Raw genomic sequence first — 17089 nt, 5'->3', positions numbered from 1 at the left:
CCATACCATGCCTGCGCTTTCGATGCTTTCATGCCGCCAAAAAGTAAGAAGCCTCCCAATCTCTCGATTGGAAGGCTTCGCGGCGGTAGCTGCCTTTGCCCTTGTCCGGTTGTTCCTGGCGGCAGCGGAACAGTGGCTGGGCGACGATCGACTTGGCCTTGTTGGGGCCGTGCTTCTTCGGCTTTTTGCTCATGGTGCGGATTCCCGATGGGTGGCTTTCGGGGCGCACTGTAGGCCGCTGGGTGGGGGAGGGCCAATTGATTGTGTATATGGTTGGGGACTTAGGGCTGCTATGCAGCCCATCGCGACACAAGGCCGCTCCTACAGGGGGACGCGATTGCTGTAGGAGCGGCCTTGTGTCGCGATGGGCCGCGAAGCGGCCCCGGCTATTCGGAAGGGAGCGCTAGCCGCTGGCCGGCCATCAGCAGCGACAAGCGCGACAACCCAGTCCAGGGCGAACCCTCGGCTTGGCCCTTGATCTGCGCATCGATCCGCTGGGCATCCTGCAACAGCTGCGCCCAGCGTTGCGCCGAGAGGCGCTGCAGGGCTTTGCTGACCAGTGGGCGGCGTTTATCCCACACCGGTGGCCGCGCCTGGCTGAAGGCCTTGTCCAGCGGCACGCCCTGGCTGAACTGTTGGGCCAGCCCGGCCAGTTGGCGCAGTTCGCGCGCCAGGGCCCACAGAATCACCGGCGGCTCCACACCTTCGCCGCGCAGGCCTTCCAGCATGCGCAGGGCGTGCGCGGCTTCGCCATTGAGAATGGCATCGACCAGGCCGAAGACATCGAAGCGGGCGCTGTCGGCGACCGCCGCCTGTACGGTCTCGACGGTAATCTGGTTGCCGTCGGCCAGCAGCTTGAGTTTTTCGATTTCCTGGGCGGCAGCCAGCAGGTTGCCTTCGACCCGGGCGGCGATCAGGTCCACGGCATCGCGTTGAGCCGAAAGGCCTGCCTGCGACAGCCGCTGGTTGATCCACTGCGGCAATTGGTGCGCATCCACCGGCCAGATCTGGATGAACTGGCAATGGGCGCCCTCAATCAGCGCCTTGCCCCACTTGGTCTTCTGCGCGCTGCCGTCGAGCTTGGGCAGGCTGATCAGCAGCAGCGTGTCTTCGGCCGGCCTGGCGCAGTATTCCATCAAGGCGGCAGCACCCTTGTCACCGGGCTTGCCGGAGGGCAAGCGCAGTTCCAGCAGGCGGCGCTGGGCGAACAGCGACAGGCTGGCGCCCGCCTGGAGCAAGGTGCCCCAGTCGAAATTGGCGTCGGCGCTGAACACCTGGCGTTCGTCGAAACCTTGCTGGCGTGCGGCGCCGCGGATGGCGTCAGCGGCTTCCTGGCACAGCAATGGGTCGTCGCCGCTGACCACGTAAACCGGTGCCAGGGCGCCTTGCAGGTGCTTGTTGAGTTGGGCGGGGGCGAGTTTCATCGGAAACAGGCGGGGCACCTAAGGTGCCCCGCACGGGCTCAGTTGCCCGGAACTTCCATTGGCGACTGCTGAGGCGTTTCCGCCTGCTGGCGGCGTGCCGCTTCCAGCGCGGCGGCTTCAGCCTGGGCGCGTTCGTCGGCTTTACGCTGCAGCTCGTCGAGTTGCGTCGGGGTCAGCATCTGCAGGCGTACGACCATGGCGTTGACCAGGTCGCGGCGCATTTCGTCACGTGCCCGTTTGGCTTCCTGCTCGGAACCGGTGATGTTGGAACCGTCACGCACGTAGACCTTGCGCATTTCCAGTTTGTCGCTGAGCAGTTCCAGGTTGTTCAGGCCCTGGATGCTGTAGTTCAGTACCGTGGTCAGCTCGTACTCGGCCGAGCGGCTGCCACCGGTGTAGGTCGCGGCGCGTTCGTTTTCCTGCTCGTTGGTCAGCACCAGGCGGTAAGGCGCGCCCGCGTGCACGTTGACGCCGTTACGCTCCAGAACCTGACGCAGCTGGGTCACGGTTTCGCCATAGGCATTGCGCGCGCTGACGTCCATCTCTTTGACGCTCAGCTCGGTGGTGCCGGTGCCACGCAGCTGGAAACCGCAGGCGCTGAGCACGACGGCCAGGCCGATTACCAGCAGATTGCGTTTGATCATGTTGTTGCTCCCTCTTGGGCCTGTACCGCCCGCCCGCAGAACCTGCGGGCGGGCGTGCCATCAATTGGCGACGATGTTGACCAGCTTGCCCGGTACCACGATGACCTTGCGGATGGTCAGGCCATCGATGAAGCGCAGGACATTCTCGTTGCTGCGGGCGGCGGCTTCGATTTCCTCGCGGCTGGCGGCGGCCGGCATTTCGACCTGGCCACGCAGCTTGCCGTTGACCTGCACCACCAGGACGATGCTGTCCTGTACCAGTGCGCTCTCGTCGACGGCTGGCCAGCCAGCATCGATGACCGCCTGGTCGTGGCCCAGCGCCTTCCACAGTTCGTGGGAGATGTGCGGGGTGATCGGCGCCAGCAGCAGGGTGACGGCTTCAAGGCCTTCCTGCAGCAGGGCACGGTCCTGTTCGGTGGCTTGCGGGGCCTTTTCCAGCACGTTCATCACGGTCATCACTTGGGCGATGGCGGTGTTGAACTTGTGGTACTGGCCCACGTCGGTGCTGGCCTGCTTGATCGCGGCGTGGATGGCGCGGCGGATGACCTTTTGCGCGTCGTCCAGCGTGGCGACATCCAGCTTGCCCGGCAGGCCCTGGCTGACGTGGCCTTGGGCCAGACGCCAGACACGGCGCAGGAAGCGGCTTGCGCCTTCGACGCCGGAATCGGACCACTCCAGGCTCATGTCGGGCGGCGATGCGAACATCATGAACAGGCGGCAGGTATCGGCGCCGTAGGCTTCGATCATCGATTGCGGGTCGACGCCGTTGTTCTTCGACTTCGACATCTTCTCGGTGCCGCCGATTTCCACCGGCAGGCCGTCGGTCTTCAGGCGGGCGCCAATGATCTTGGCCTTGGCGTCACGTTCGATCTCGACATCGGCCGGGTTGAACCAGTCCTTGCCGCCGTTGCTGGCAACGCGGTAGTAGGTCTCGGCGACCACCATGCCCTGGGTCAGCAGGTTCTTGAACGGCTCGTTCGAGGTGACCAGGCCTTCGTCACGCATCAGCTTGTGGAAGAAGCGCGCGTACAGCAGGTGCAGGATCGCGTGCTCGATACCGCCGATGTACTGGTCGACCGGCAGCCAGTGGTTGGCGGCTTTAGGGTCGACCAGGCCTTGGTCGTAGTTTGGCGAGGCGTAGCGGGCGAAGTACCAGGACGACTCGACGAAGGTGTCCATGGTGTCGGTTTCGCGCTTGGCCGCCGTGCCGCATTTCGGGCAGGTGCATTCGTAGAACTCGGGCATGCGCGCCAGCGGCGAGCCGGCACCGTCCGGTACCACGTTTTCTGGCAGGGTGACCGGCAGCTGGTCTTCCGGCACCGGCACGTCGCCGCAGGACGGGCAGTGGATGATCGGGATCGGGCAGCCCCAGTAACGCTGACGGCTGATGCCCCAGTCGCGCAGGCGGAACTGGGTGCGCGACTTGCCGAGTTCCTTGCGGATCAGGGCGGCTTCGATGGCGTCAAAGGCGCCGGCGAAGTCCAGGCCGTCGAACTCGCCGGAGTTGATCAGTTGGCCATGCTCGCCGTAGGCAGCCTGCCACTCGTTGCCGACTTCATCGCCAGCGCTGGTGCGCACCACGGCTTTGACCGGCAGGTTGTACTTGTGGGCGAACTCGAAGTCGCGCTCGTCGTGGGCCGGCACGGCCATCACGGCGCCGTCGCCGTAGTGCATCAGCACGTAGTTGGCGACCCAGACCGGCAGCTTCTCGCCGGTCAGCGGGTGTTCCACCAGCAGGGAAGTGGGCATGCCCTTCTTCTCCTGGGTGGCCATGTCGGCCTCGGCGACGCTGCCGCTCTTGCACTCGTCGATGAACGCCTGCAGCGCCGGGTTGCCTTGGGCAGCCTGGGTGGCCAGCGGGTGTTCGGCGGCGACGGCGACGTAGGTGGCGCCCATCAGCGTGTCAGGACGGGTGGTGAAGACCTTGAGGGCGCCTTCGTGGCCGATGCTGGCCTGGTCGAACGGGAACTGGACTTCCATGCCGCGCGACTTGCCGATCCAGTTGCGCTGCATGGTCTTGACCTGTTCAGGCCAGCCCGGCAGCTCGTCGAGGCTCTCGAGCAGCTCGTCGGCGTAGTCGGTGATGCGGAAGTAGTACATCGGGATTTCGCGCTTTTCAATCAGCGCGCCCGAACGCCAGCCGCGGCCGTCGATGACCTGCTCGTTGGCGAGCACGGTCTGGTCGGCCGGGTCCCAGTTCACGGTACCGTTCTTGCGGTAGATGACGCCCTTTTCGAACAGGCGGGTGAACAGCCACTGTTCCCAGCGGTAGTAGTCCGGCTTGCAGGTGGTGACTTCACGTGCCCAATCGATGGCCAGGCCCAGGCTCTTGAGCTGGGTCTTCATGTAGTCGATGTTTTCGTACGTCCACTTGGCCGGGGCGACGTTGTTTTTCATCGCCGCGTTTTCCGCGGGCATGCCGAAAGCGTCCCAGCCCATCGGCTGCAGGACGTTTTTGCCCAGCATGCGCTGGTAGCGGGCAATCACGTCACCGATGGTGTAGTTGCGCACGTGGCCCATGTGTAGCTTGCCGCTCGGGTACGGGAACATCGATAGGCAATAGTAGGTGTCTTTGCCTGGCTGTTCGGTAACAGCGAACGATTGTTGCTCGTCCCAGAAGTTCTGGGCGGCGGCTTCGATATCACGGGGCGTGTATTGTTCGTGCATGGCTACTTTTGGCTGAGAGAGAAGAGACCTTGTTCCAGGCAGCGGAACCTCGCTGCAACCGGTACTCCGGTGTCGTTTAGAGTGAACGCCGTAGCATACAGCAGCGCTGCGCATCGTGGGAAACCTTGATTGCGAATGCCCGCTGGTCGCGGCAAACGGCTGCTTTTTAGAGTGACGCTAAGCTCAGGTGTGGGGGGAGATATTTTTATCTTCAATGAGGTGAACGGATGGGAGAGACGCAGCTACCCGCAATCAAACCGGAGCTTTACGAACGCCTGATCGACCGCCTTGGCCTGGCATTGGAAGTTGCCCGGACGTCGGTACGATTGCGCGACGAGAGTCCAGCCGAGCTGGAGTTGCGCGGCCTTAGCCACGCAGAGTTCGAAGTGATCAAGGCCTACCTGGAATCCCTTCCGGAGCGCCAAAATGCCTGTGCCGGCAGTTACCCGCAAGCGGAGCCGACATCGGCCAAGATCATCTGGCTCAAGGACAAGAAACGCCCCGCCAGCACGGCGAGATCCAGGACGCTGCCGCATCGTTAGCCGTTCAGGACGCCAGGCGCAGGCCATCGCGCGCCGGTTCTTCAATACACTTCTCACGATCGTCGCCGGCCGCACACTTGTTGCCCGGCGTCGATCCTCTTAGGCTGCACGCCTTCCATGGAGGTGTAGCCGATGCCCATTCGATTCTTCATCAAGCAATGGCTGATGCCGCCGGGCGTCCTGTTCCTGCTGCTGCTGGCCGCCTGGTGGCTGCGTACCCGCCGCCCGCGGCTGGCGGCGCTGTGCTTTGCAGTGGGGCTGGGTGGCCTGTGGCTGATGAGTTTGCCGCTGGTGGTGCAGGAGTCGGCACGGTTGCTGGAAACCGAACCGCCTTTGCAGGTCAGCGAGTGGGCAGGCCTTGCCGGTAGGGCGGATGCCATCGTCGTGCTAGGTGCCGGGCGTGAGCGCGGTGACCCGGCCTGGGGTGGGGATGACCAGCCTACGGCAACGGCCCTTGAGCGCATGCGCTTTGCTGCGCGGTTGGCCAAGGCGTCGGGGTTGCCGGTGCTGACCAGCGGTGGCTTGCACTACGGCACGCCGCCGAGCGAGGCGCGGTTGATGGCGGACCGCTTGCGTGAAGACTTTGGCGTCGAGGTGAAGTGGCAAGAGGAGGCCAGCCGTACCACCTGGGAAAATGCGCGGTTCACGGCGGATATTCTGCAGCCGCTGGGTATTCGTCGCGTGGTGGTGGTGACCCAGGCCTGGCACATGCAGCGTTCGCGTTTCAGCTTTGAGCAGGCGGGGTTCGAGGTGGTGCCAGCGCCGATGGGGTTCCTGGGGCGTGATCATGCCCGGCCGTTTGCCGGGTTGCTGCCAGAGAGCCGGGCGATGTGGCAGAGCGGGCAGTTGCTGAATGAGGCGGTGGGGTTGGTGGGGTATCGGGTGTTCTATTGAATCTAGGTTGCCTGTGCCGGCCTCTTCGCGGGGCAAGCCCGCTCCCACACTTTGCAACTGCGCCCTGGAGCAATGGTTGCTTGTGGGAGATTCTATGGTTTTCAGCAAGCCGGTTTGCTCGCTTTGGTGACATATTCGTCCTGATTTTTCATCAGGGCGAATGCTACGCGAGCAAGGCGATGTCTCCCACGGTCTGTACTGCTGCGAACAGTCAGAATCGGGCATTTAGTCCCACCACCCCTTCAAGTCTAACCATACAAGCGGGCTTGACCCGCGAAGAGGCCGGCACAGTCTGCATCAGACAGTCTTGGCGATGCGCCCCGCCAGCAACGCCCAGCCCAGCAACACCACACAGACAATCGCCAGCGGCCACGAGCGCCACTGCAGGTAAGGCGTCAATTGCTGCATCGGCACCACCTCGCCATACAGCACCGCCTGCTGGAACTGCGGAATTTGCGTGGTAATGCGCCCGAACGGGTCGATCAGCGCGGTTATGCCGTTGTTCGTGGCGCGGATCATCCAGCGGCCGGCTTCCAGTGCCCGCATCTGCGCCATCTGCAGGTGTTGCAGGGGGCCGATGGAGGTGCCGAACCAGGTGTCGTTGCTGATGGTCAGCAGCAGGTCGCTGCGCGCCGCCAGGCTCGCCGCGAACTCGGGGTACACCACTTCGTAGCAGATGTACGGCGCGATCTGGTAACCCTTGGCCTGCAGCAGCGGCTGGTCTTCGGGGCCCCGGGCGAAGTCCGACATGGGCAGGTTGAAGAACTCGATCGCGCCACGCAGCATGTCTTGCAGCGGCACATACTCGCCAAACGGTACTAGTTTCTGCTTGAGGTAGGTGCCGTCGCCTTCGCCGGTCACGGTGATGCCGTTGTAATAGCGGCGCTGGTGGTGCACCACCTCACGTACGGGGACGCCGGTGATCAGCGCCGAATGCCGCTCGGCGGCAAAGCGGCCCATCACGTCGATGTAGCCTTGGGCCTGGTCCTTGAGCACCGGGACCGCGGTTTCGGGCCAGATCAACAGGTCTACGGGCTTCGAGGTGAAGGTCATGTCGCGGTACAGCGCCAGCTGTGCGTCGATGTGCGCCGGGTCCCATTTCAGCTCCTGCTCGACGTTGCCTTGGATGGCGGCCACTTTGAGTGGATCACCCGCAGGCTTGGTCCAGGCGTGCCCCTTGAGGGCCATGCCCAGTACCCAGGGGGCGAGCAGCAGCACGCCGGCGACGGCCAGGAACGAGGGCCGGGCGCGTAGCCGATGCAGGTTGCACAGCAAGGCAGCGCTAAGCGCCAGGGTGAAGGAAATCAGCCACACGCCGCCTAGCGGCGCCAAGCCCGCCAAGGGGCCATCGAGCTGGCTGTAGCCCGCATAAAGCCAGGGGAAGCCGGTCAGGAACCAGCCTCGGAAGGCCTCTTGCAACAGCCACAGGGCAGCGAAGCACAAGGCATCGGCCAGCGGCGCCTCGTTGCGCCGCAGCCAGCGCGCCCACAGCCACGTGGGCAGGGCGAAGAACCAGGCAAGGGCGGCGAAGAACGCCAGCAGCAGCAGGATCGCCAGCAGCGGCGAAGCGCCGCCGTAGGTGTTCATGCTGACGTAGATCCACCAGGTGCCGGCGCCGTACAGGCCAAAGCCGAAACACCAGCCGCGGCCCATGGCCTGGCGCGGGCTGAGCTCGCGCAGGCCAAGGTAAAGCAGGGCGATGGACAACAGGGCCAGCGGCCAGATGTCGAACGGCGCCAGGGCCAGGAGGGTGGAAGCGCCGGCCGCCATGGCCAGCAGGTTACCGGGCCAGCCGGGGCGGGTGATCCAACGCATGATTGTCCTTAGCGGGTGATCGGTGTCAGGCGCAGCAGGTGAATCCGCCGGCTGTCGGCATTGAGAATGCGGAACTTGTAGGCACCGATCTCGGTGGTTTCGTTGCGCTTGGGCAGGTGCCCGAACGCGCTCATCACCAGGCCGCCCACGGTGTCGAATTCGTCATCGGAGAAGGTGCTGTCGAAGAACTCGTTAAAGTTCTCGATCGGGGTCAGCGCCTTGACCAGGAAGTCGCCGCTGGGCAGCGGCTTGATGTAGCTGTCTTCCTCGACGTCGTGTTCGTCCTCGATGTCACCGACGATCTGTTCGAGCACGTCCTCGATGGTCACCAGGCCTGCCACACCGCCGTATTCGTCGATGACGACGGCCATGTGGTTATGGTTGGCGCGGAACTCGCGCAGCAGCACGTTCAGGCGCTTGGACTCCGGCACGAAGGTGGCCGGGCGCAGCAGGTCCTTGATGTTGAAGCTGTCGCCGTTCTCTTTGAGGATCAGCGGCAGCAGGTCCTTGGCGAGCAGGATGCCCAGCACATCATCGTGGCTTTCGCCGATCACCGGGTAGCGCGAGTGCGCGGCGTCGATCACCGCCGGCAGGAACTCGCGAGGCGATTGGCTGGCCTTGATGCTGATCATTTGCGAGCGCGGCACCATGATGTCGCGCACCTGCAGGTCAGCAACCTGGATAGCGCCTTCGACAATGGTCAGCGCTTCGCTGTCGAGCAGCTTGTTCTGATGGGCTTCGCGCAGCAGCTCAAGGAGCTCCTGGCGGTTTTTCGGCTCATGGGCAAAAGCCTGGGTCAGTTTACCCAGCCAGGACTTTTGCCCGTTGCTCGATCGATCTTCGCTCATGGCGGTTCTCGTGATCCTTGCAGTATCAGTGTGTGATGGTTTCGTCTTCATCGTCGGCATACGGGTCAGGGTGACCCAGTTCTGCCAGCAATTCTCGTTCCAGGGCTTCCATTTCCTCGGCTTCGTCATCGTCGATGTGGTCGTAGCCGAGCAAGTGCAGGCAGCCGTGGATGACCAGGTGCGCCCAGTGGGCCTCCAGGATTTTGCCCTGTTCGGCGGCTTCGCGCTCGACCACCGCCACGCAGATCACCAGGTCGCCCAGCAGGGGGATATCGAGCAGGTCATCAGGCACGTCGGCCGGGAACGACAGCACATTGGTCGCGTAGTCCTTGTGCCGGTAGGTGTTGTTCAGCTCGCGGCCTTCGGCTTCGTCGACCAGGCGGATGGTCATCTCCGAGTCGGCGCTGCGCTGGCGCAGGGCCAACTCGCACCAGCGGCGGAAGGCAGCATCGTCAGGGGCGGCGGCGTCCGTGGCCCGTTGCAAGTCAAGTTCAAGCATCTTTGCCGGGTGCCTCTGGCTTGGCCTGACGGCCTTCGAAGCGGTCATAGGCCTCGACGATGCGTTGCACCAGTGGGTGACGAACCACATCTTTGGGTTGGAAATGGGTAAAGCTGATACCCGGAACGTCCCGGAGCACCTCGATCACGTGCGCCAGGCCCGACTTCGTGCCACGGGGCAGGTCGACCTGGGTGATGTCACCGGTGATCACCGCCGTCGAGCCGAAGCCGATGCGGGTGAGGAACATCTTCATCTGCTCGAGCGTGGTGTTCTGGCTTTCGTCGAGGATGATGAAGCTGTTGTTCAGGGTACGGCCACGCATGTAGGCCAGCGGGGCGATCTCGATCACCTGGCGCTCGATCAGCTTGGCCACGTGTTCGAAGCCAAGCATTTCGTACAGGGCGTCGTACAGCGGGCGCAGGTACGGGTCGATCTTCTGTGCCAGGTCACCGGGCAGGAAGCCGAGCTTTTCGCCCGCTTCGACTGCCGGGCGTACCAGCAGGATGCGGCGCACTTGCTCGCGCTCCAGGGCATCTACGGCACAGGCCACGGCCAGGTACGTCTTGCCGGTACCGGCCGGGCCGATGCCGAAGTTGATGTCGTTGGCCAGGATTTCCTTGACGTACCGCTGCTGGTTGACACCGCGCGGGCGAATGTTGCCCTTGCGCGTGCGCAACGAGACGCTGACCTCGTTGACCGCCGGGTTGTCGATGTTCTCGACGGTCGATTCCTGCAGGTACAGGTGGACCGTTTCTGGCGACAAGTCGGTGGCCTTGGCCTCGCGGTAGAGGCGGCGCAGCAGTTGCTCGGCAGCGGAGGTGGTCTTGGGTTCGCCGATCAGTTCGAACTGATTGCCGCGGTTGCGGATCTCGATGGCCAGGCGTTGCTCGATGAGGCGCAGGTGCTCGTCGAACTGGCCGCACAAGTTGGCGAAACGGTGGGCCTCGAAAGGTTCGAGGATGAAACGATGAGGTTCTATGGGTGCGTTCAAGGTCGTTTTTAGCCGCCCGACGGCAATGGGTGTGAGCTCAAGAATAACCCTTGAATGGCAGTGGCGAAAGCACTGAAACGTTCAACGGTATGTAGGGCCTGTTCTGGCCTGTTCGCGGGTGAACACGCTCCCACAGGTACTGCACAGGTTTCAAGGGCGGTGGAGAGCCTGTGGGGGCGGGTTTACCCGCGAAGAGGCCGGCACTGCTATGATGCGCACCTTTTCTTACGCATGTGTTATCCCGCCAACCATGAGCAAACGCGAACCCGCCATCTATAAAGTGATCTTCCTCAACCAGGGGCAGGTCTTCGAGATGTATGCCAAGCAGATCTACCAGAGCGACCTGTGGGGCTTCCTGGAAATCGAGGAGTTCGTCTTCGGCGAGCGCACCCAGGTGGTGGTCGACCCCAGCGAAGAGAAGCTCAAGAGCCAGTTCGAGGGCGTGATCCGCAGCTTCGTGCCGATGCATTCGATCGTGCGCATCGACGAGGTCGAGCGCTTGGGCACGGCGAAGATCAGCGAGGCCAAGGGCGGCGGCAATGTGATGCCGTTCCCCATGCCGATGCCAGAGAAGTAGGGCGTTTCAGGGAAGTGGCGAGAACGGCGAGCGCCCTTCGGCGTTCTGCAGTTCAAGCAGGTACTTGCGGAAGATCTGGCCGAGCACTTGGGTCGCGTGCTCCAGCTCGTCGCGGGGCATCTGCTCGGTCACTTCGTCGGCCATGTCCAGCGCATCTTCGGCGCCGTTGACCGCGGCCATCTTCAGCAGAATGTAGGCCTGCACGTTGTTGGCCTTGACCCCTTCGCCGCGGAAGAACATGGCGCCAAGCCGGTATTGGGCCTGGGCGTGGCCTTGCAACGAGGCCTGCTGAAACCAGTTCAGGGCCTTGTTCAGGTCTTTGGGCGTCTGGGTGTAGTAGTACTCGCCCAGTTCGAACTGCGCCTGGGCATCCCCCGTCGTCGCCGTCTGCTCGCAGGCCTTGAGGGCATTGGCGAGGTCTTCTGGCTGAACATTCAGGGTGCAGCGGCTCGTCGCTGGAATCAGCAATGAGTTTCCACCCTCCGCCAGGGCCAGCAGGGGCTGTAGAAGCAACAGGCAGCCCAGGGTCAGGGCGCGGCCGGTGCGGTTCATGGGGATCGACTTACCTCTGCAAAGCTGCGGCCAATGTCTCTGGTGGCACATTATGGGATAAGCAGCGCCAACCTTACAAAGTTTTACGCGAAATTCTGTCGGGTTGGGGAAGTCAGCTGATTGTGTAGGAGCGGCCTTACGTCGCGAAAGGGCTGTAAGGGCGCTCCTACAGGGGCAAATGTGGCGGTTTACTTCAGTGCAGCAAAGGCCTTTTCAGCCGCATCCAGGGTGATCTGCAGCTCCTTGTCGCCATGGGCGATAGAGGTGAAGCCCGCCTCGAACGCGCTTGGCGCCAGGTACACGCCACCGTCGAGCATCAGGTGGAAGAAGCGCTTGAAGCGATCCGCATCGCTGGCCATCACGTCATCGAAGGTGACGATGTCATCGGCGCCGCTGAAGTACAGGCCGAACATGGCACCCGCCTGCGTGGTGACGAACGGTACGCCAGCGGCATCGGCACGCTGTTGCAGGCCGTCGAGCATGCGGCTGGTGAAATCGGTCAGTTCGGCGTGGAAGCCTGGGCGGCTGATCAGTTTCAGCGTGGTCAGGCCGGCGGCCATGGCCAGCGGGTTGCCCGACAGGGTACCGGCCTGGTAGACCGGGCCCAGCGGGGCGATGCAGCCCATGATCTCGCGCTTGCCGCCGAAGCAGCCGACCGGCATGCCGCCGCCGACGATCTTGCCGAAGGTCGACAGGTCAGGGGTGATGCCGTAGTAGCCTTGGGCGCCGCCCAGCGAGACGCGGAAGCCGGTCATCACTTCGTCGAAGATCAACACCACGCCGTGCTTGTCGCACTGCTCGCGCAGGCCTTCGAGGAAGCCCGGGGCTGGCGGTACGCAGTTCATGTTGCCGGCGACCGGCTCGACAATGATGCACGCCACGGTCTGGCCGACGTCAGCCAGGGTTTTTTCGACCGCGGCAATGTCGTTGAACGGCAGGGTCAGGGTGTGTTTGGCGAAGTCCGCCGGCACGCCTGCCGAGCTTGGCACGCCTTGGGTCAGAAGGCCCGAGCCGGCTTTCACCAGCAGGCTGTCGGAGTGGCCGTGGTAGCAGCCTTCGAACTTGATGATGGCGTCGCGGCCGGTGTAGCCACGGGCCAGGCGGATGGCGCTCATGGTGGCTTCGGTGCCCGAGCTGACCATGCGGACCATTTCCATCGACGGCACGAGCGAGCAGACCAGGTCGGCCATCTCGGTTTCCATGGCGGTCGGGGCGCCGTAGGACAGGCCGTGTTGCAGCTGGTTGCGCACCGCGTCGAGCACTTCAGGGTGGCCGTGGCCGAGGATCATCGGGCCCCAGGAACCCACGTAGTCGACGTAGCGCTTGTCGTCTTCGTCAACAACATAGGCGCCTTCGGCGTGCTTGAAGAACAGCGGCGTGCCGCCAACGCTCTTGAACGCGCGGACGGGCGAGTTGACGCCGCCCGGGATGTGCTTCTGGGCTTGGGCGAACAGGGTTTCGGAACGGGACATGGGATCTTCTCTCGAAATCAGGAAGCGAACAGGGCGTTGAAGGCACGGGCGCGGCGGGTGACTTCCTGCGCGCTATCGGTACCAAACAGGCCGTGGATCACCGCCAGCAGGTCGGCGCCATGGGCGACCAACGGGGCAGCGTTGTCGAGGGTGACGCCGCCGATCACGGCGATCGGCAGCTTGACCTGGGCGCGGGCCTGTTCCAGCAGGTCGAGGCTGGCGGCCGGTGCGCCCGGCTTGGTCACGGAGTTGAAAAAGCGACCGAAGGCCACGTAGCTGGCGCCTTCGCTGGCGGCCTGGCGGGCCAGGTCGAGCTGCGCGTGGCAGGTCGAGCCGATGATGGCGTCGCGGCCCAGCAACGCACGTGCCGGGGTCAGTGGGCCGTCGGTCTGGCCCAGGTGCACGCCGACACCCAGGCGCGCGGCCAGTTCGGCGTCGTCGTTGATGATCAGCTGGGTGTCGTAGCGCTCGCACAGTTGCTTCAAGGCTTCGGCTTCGCGCAGGCGGCGCGCGGCGTCGTCACTCTTGTCGCGGTACTGCAACAGTCGCACCCCGCCGTCCAGGGCCGCTTCGACATGGGACAGAAAACGGCCGGCGAGCAGCTGGCTGTCGGTGATTGCGTACAGACCGCGTAGCTTCATCTGAAAGCCTCGTATCAGGAGCAGAAATCCAGGGGCAGGCGGCGCGGCACGTACTGGCCCTTGCCCAGTTGCTCGGCGTCACGCAGGGTGCGCCAGGTGTAGTCCAGGGCACTGCGCACAGCGCTTTGCAGTGCTTCGCCCAGGGCCAGTCGACCGGCCAGGGCGCTGGCCAGGGTGCAACCGGAACCGTGGTAGCTGCCTGGCAAGCGTTGGCAGGTCCAGGTCAGGCGTTGGCCATCGCGGCTGTACAGGCGGTTGTGGATTTCGTCTTCGTCGCCGTGACCCCCGGTAATCAACAGGTGTCTACAGAACGGCAACAGTTTCTCGGCACACTCGTCGGCGGTGCCTTCAGGCAGCTCGGCGAGAATGCGCGCTTCCGGCAGGTTCGGCGTGGCGATGGTCGCCAGCGGCAGCAGGCGTTCGCGCACGGCGTAGCCCACTTCGTCCTTGCCCAGGCGGCCACCGCCACCGGCACGCAGGACCGGGTCGCAGACCAGCGGCAGGTGCGGGTGGGCGGCAAGCAGTTCGGCGACGGTGTCGACCATGTCGATCGAACCGAGCATGCCCAGCTTGACGGCCGCTACCGTGGAGTCAGCCAGCACGGCGTTGGCCTGGGCCAGCACCCACTCGCGGTCGAGCACGCGGAAGTCGGAAACATTGACGGTATCCTGGACGGTCAGGGCGGTCACCGCGGGTGCGGCGTGACAGCCTTGGGCGATCAGGGCTTCGATATCTGCCTGCAAGCCGGCGCCGCCACTGGGGTCGTGGCCGGAGAGACAGAGGACAACGGGGCGGGAGCTGTAGGTATTCATGGGCGGCGAGCTTACCACCAAACCCATTTGTGGGGATCGTCCTACAAACGAGTTTTGCTGATCGACCGGTCAGATTCAGGTGTGTTGTTCTGCTGAAAGTATTGATTTAGAGCCTTTTGGTCGCAATTGGAGATGGCCGATTGCCAGGTAGGAAAGCTATGCTAGAGTGCTCGGATAACTCGACAAACGGGTTCTGCCGGATTACGTCGTCTCAAACGGATGGGAGGCAACCGCGACGCGACCGGACAGGCCATGCTGGGGCTGTATGCGCTATTTGCTGATTGTGCTTCTGGGCTTGTTGCCCGTGCTGGCCGTTGCGGTCGACTTCGACGACGCTACCCGCCATCTTCCGCTGGGCGAAACCCTTCAGGTCTTCGAAGACCCTGATGGCAGTACCAGCATTGCCCAAGTCAGTGAGCCCACGTTCGCCAAGCACTTTCGGGCCCATCACGAGCCTGTGTTGAACGCTGGTTATTCCACGTCGGTGTTCTGGTTGAAGATCGACCTGCGTTACCTGCCGTCGGCCACTGCCACCCCCCGCCAATGGCTGCTGGAACTGGCCTACCCACCTCTGGATCACCTCGAGTTGTACCTGCCCGACAGCACCGGTACTTACCGCCTGGCCCAGCGCACGGGCGACGCCTTGCCTTACGCCAGCCGGCAGATCCGGCAGAACAACTACCTGTTCGAGTTGCCGCTGCCCCCAGGCCAGGCGACCACCGTCTACCTGCGCTTGCACAGCCAGGGTTCGGTGCAGGCGCCGCTGGCGCTATGGTCGGCCGAGGCCTACATGGAGGACCAGCCCACGCGCCTGTATGTACTGGGCATGATCTACGGCGTGTTGCTGGTGATGCTGGTGTACAACCTGTTCATCTACCTCAGCGTGCGGGATGTCAGCTACCTCTACTACATCCTCTACATCGCCTCGTTCGGCCTTTATCAGGTTTCGGTGAACGGTGCGGGAGTCGCCTACTTCTGGCCGGACAGCCCCTGGTGGGCGAATGCCTCGACGCCCTTGTTCATTGGCGCTGCCGGTTTATTCGGCTGCCAGTTCGCCCGGCATTTTCTGCAACTGGGCAAGATCAGCCGTGGCTTCGACCGGTTGTTGCAACTGCTGATGCTGGGCGGCGGGCTGGTGATGGTACTGGCCGTGAGCATGCCGTATGGCATCGCCCTGCGCATGGCCACGGTGCTGGCGTTGCTGTTCACCGTCAGCATCTTTGCCGCAGGCGTGTATGCCTGGTCGCGCGGTTTGCGGGTGGCGCGCTGGTTCATCATCGCCTGGTCGGCGTTTTTGCTGGGCGGGCTGGTCAACACCTTGATGGTGCTGGGTTACCTGCCGAACGTGTTTATCACCATGTATGCCAGCCAGTTGGGCTCGGCGCTGGAGGTGGCGCTGCTGTCGCTGGCGCTGGCCGACCGTATCAACAGCCTGCGCGAGCAACAGGCGCAGACCCTGCGTGAAACCGGTCGAACCCTGGAGCAGTTGAACCTGCAACTGGCCAGGAGCAACCGCTTGAAGGACGAGTTCCTGGCCACGGTCACCCATGAACTGCGCACCCCGATGAATGGTGTGATCGGCTCGCTTGAATTGATGCACACCCTGCCGATGGAGGCCGAAATGGCCCAGTACCATCGCACAGCGGTCACGTCGGCGCAGAGCATGATGGACATGGTCGACGACATCCTCACCCTCTCCGAGCTGCAGGGCGGCCGCTTGCGTGTGCAGGCCGCGCCCTTCAGCCTGCGTAACATGCTGCAAGGCTTGCGAGCCGCACACGCTGGCCAGGCGCTGGGTAAAGGGTTGTACCTGAGCCTGGACATACCTGCCGATCTGCCAGACGCGCTCTTGACCGATGCGCAAAAACTGGCCCGTTGCCTGGGTTGCCTGCTGGACAACGGCCTGAAGTTCACCGATCAGGGCGGGGTCATGCTGCAGGTGCGTGGCCAGCGCCTGGGGCCGGACAACCTGGCGCTTACCTTTACGGTCAGCGACAGTGGCATCGGCTTTGATGATCTCGACCAGGCCACGCTTTACCAGCGTTTTTTCCAGGTTGATGGTTCCATGACCCGGCGTTATGGCGGGCTGGGCATCGGCTTGTCGATTTGCAGGCAGATGGGCGAGTTGCTGGGGGCCACGCTGTCGCATGACTCTACGCGCGGGTTGGGGAGCCGGTTCGAGCTGACGATGAAAGTCGCGATATCGCAGGTGCAGTTGCCTTCGCACTCGCAGCAGACGCGTCGCTCCTTCTAGTAGTAGGTGTATCGATAGCGGGCAGGACGCGTTTGGGGCTACAGGCGCCCGCCGCGGGAGGTTTAGCGCCTGGGAAATCGAGCGCCGCCCGCGCGGCGCATCGCGAGCAACGCTCGCTCCTACGTTTGTTTCGGGCCAATTATTCCTGTGGGTTTTGCGCGCGTACGCCTTGGCGCATGGCTCTATATCGCGTCGTACACACCAGGCGGTCGCGCGCGCCTGCCACAGGCGTTACTGGCCCGAAACAAACGTAGGAGCGAGCGTTGCTCGCGATGCGCCGCGCGGGCGGCGCTCGGTCTCATGGGCGCTGAATGTGTTGTGGCGAGCACCTGTCAGCCCTGATGCATTCTCAAGACTCGCCCCCGCGACCTACAACAACTCCAGCCTCTTCCTACGCATCTGCACAGGAGCCATGGCCAAGGCGTTGCTGGATGATACGCCTCAGCCAAGGCTAGGC

The 17089-nt window shown here is 63.6% G+C and carries 16 protein-coding genes; 4 read left to right on the top strand and 12 right to left on the bottom strand.

The genetic code is table 11. The annotated features are described in order from the left end of the window. Positions 1–28: 28 nt before the first annotated feature. The 4 genes from arfA to leuS all read right to left on the bottom strand — a co-directional run bounded on the left by arfA (position 29) and on the right by leuS (position 4735). Positions 29–193: an alternative ribosome rescue factor ArfA gene (gene arfA, locus ACMCNM_RS24710; RefSeq protein ID WP_016501800.1), complete on the bottom strand. Its 165-nt coding sequence runs from the start codon at positions 191–193 to the stop codon at positions 29–31. 193 nt (positions 194–386) lie between these two features. Next, the gene (gene holA / locus ACMCNM_RS24705; protein WP_186677450.1) at positions 387–1424 is read right to left on the bottom strand and encodes a DNA polymerase III subunit delta; all 1038 of its coding nucleotides are present in this window, start codon (positions 1422–1424) and stop codon (positions 387–389) included. Between the two features lie 38 nt (positions 1425–1462). Continuing rightward, positions 1463–2068 carry an LPS assembly lipoprotein LptE gene (gene lptE / locus ACMCNM_RS24700; RefSeq protein WP_027592619.1) on the bottom strand — a complete coding sequence of 202 codons (606 nt, stop codon included), beginning with the start codon at positions 2066–2068 and terminating at the stop codon, positions 1463–1465. 60 nt (positions 2069–2128) lie between these two features. Continuing rightward, positions 2129–4735 (bottom strand): leucine--tRNA ligase, encoded by a 2607-nt coding sequence (gene leuS, locus ACMCNM_RS24695; protein ID WP_027592620.1) that lies wholly within the window; start codon positions 4733–4735, stop codon positions 2129–2131. 227 nt (positions 4736–4962) lie between these two features. On the opposite strand from leuS, the gene ACMCNM_RS24690 reads away from it, so the two are divergent. Then, positions 4963–5277 (top strand): hypothetical protein, encoded by a 315-nt coding sequence (locus ACMCNM_RS24690; protein WP_027592621.1) that lies wholly within the window; start codon positions 4963–4965, stop codon positions 5275–5277. 132 nt (positions 5278–5409) lie between these two features. After that, a complete protein-coding gene (locus ACMCNM_RS24685) occupies positions 5410–6171 on the top strand; it encodes a YdcF family protein (protein WP_412765603.1) in 762 nt (253 codons plus the stop codon). A gap of 297 nt (positions 6172–6468) precedes the next feature. On the opposite strand, the gene lnt is transcribed toward ACMCNM_RS24685, so the two are convergent. Genes lnt through ACMCNM_RS24665 form a run of 4 tightly spaced genes read right to left on the bottom strand, consistent with a single transcriptional unit; the run spans position 6469 to position 10324 of the window. Next, positions 6469–7986, bottom strand: a complete 1518-nt coding sequence (gene lnt, locus ACMCNM_RS24680) for an apolipoprotein N-acyltransferase (RefSeq protein WP_412765602.1) — start codon at positions 7984–7986, stop codon at positions 6469–6471. Between the two features lie 8 nt (positions 7987–7994). Next, complete coding sequence (locus ACMCNM_RS24675; RefSeq protein WP_027592624.1) at positions 7995–8834, bottom strand: HlyC/CorC family transporter; 840 nt, start codon at positions 8832–8834, stop codon at positions 7995–7997. A gap of 25 nt (positions 8835–8859) precedes the next feature. Further along, entirely contained in the window at positions 8860–9333 is a 474-nt protein-coding gene (ybeY, locus tag ACMCNM_RS24670; RefSeq protein WP_412765601.1) for an rRNA maturation RNase YbeY, read from the bottom strand. Then, the gene (locus tag ACMCNM_RS24665) at positions 9326–10324 is read right to left on the bottom strand and encodes a PhoH family protein (RefSeq protein ID WP_027592626.1); all 999 of its coding nucleotides are present in this window, start codon (positions 10322–10324) and stop codon (positions 9326–9328) included. Before ACMCNM_RS24665 ends, ybeY begins: the two co-directional genes overlap by 8 nt. A gap of 250 nt (positions 10325–10574) precedes the next feature. Here ACMCNM_RS24665 and ACMCNM_RS24660 point away from each other — a divergent pair, with 250 nt between their 5' ends. Further along, positions 10575–10901, top strand: coding sequence for a DUF1820 family protein (locus ACMCNM_RS24660; protein ID WP_027592627.1), 327 nt, complete (start codon positions 10575–10577; stop codon positions 10899–10901). A 6-nt stretch (positions 10902–10907) separates the two neighbouring features. Here ACMCNM_RS24660 and ACMCNM_RS24655 read toward each other — a convergent pair whose 3' ends face one another. From ACMCNM_RS24655 to ACMCNM_RS24640, 4 genes are all read right to left on the bottom strand, one after another. Beyond that, positions 10908–11453, bottom strand: a complete 546-nt coding sequence (locus tag ACMCNM_RS24655) for a tetratricopeptide repeat protein (protein WP_027592628.1) — start codon at positions 11451–11453, stop codon at positions 10908–10910. Positions 11454–11641: 188 nt separating this feature from the next. After that, complete coding sequence (gene hemL / locus ACMCNM_RS24650; protein WP_085272346.1) at positions 11642–12925, bottom strand: glutamate-1-semialdehyde 2,1-aminomutase; 1284 nt, start codon at positions 12923–12925, stop codon at positions 11642–11644. Positions 12926–12942: 17 nt separating this feature from the next. Beyond that, positions 12943–13566, bottom strand: coding sequence for a thiamine phosphate synthase (gene thiE / locus ACMCNM_RS24645; RefSeq protein WP_099455386.1), 624 nt, complete (start codon positions 13564–13566; stop codon positions 12943–12945). Positions 13567–13580: 14 nt separating this feature from the next. Further along, positions 13581–14378: a hydroxymethylpyrimidine/phosphomethylpyrimidine kinase gene (locus ACMCNM_RS24640; protein WP_085272375.1), complete on the bottom strand. Its 798-nt coding sequence runs from the start codon at positions 14376–14378 to the stop codon at positions 13581–13583. 265 nt (positions 14379–14643) lie between these two features. Between ACMCNM_RS24640 and ACMCNM_RS24635 the strand changes: the two genes are divergently transcribed. After that, positions 14644–16632, top strand: coding sequence for a sensor histidine kinase (locus tag ACMCNM_RS24635; RefSeq protein WP_412765600.1), 1989 nt, complete (start codon positions 14644–14646; stop codon positions 16630–16632). The last annotated feature ends 457 nt before the right edge of the window (positions 16633–17089 follow it).

The sequence above is a fragment of the Pseudomonas sp. NGC7 genome (assembly GCF_047159675.1).
Classification (GTDB): Bacteria; Pseudomonadota; Gammaproteobacteria; order Pseudomonadales; family Pseudomonadaceae; genus Aquipseudomonas; species Aquipseudomonas kermanshahensis.
This window is presented reverse-complemented; position numbering and strand designations above follow the sequence as displayed.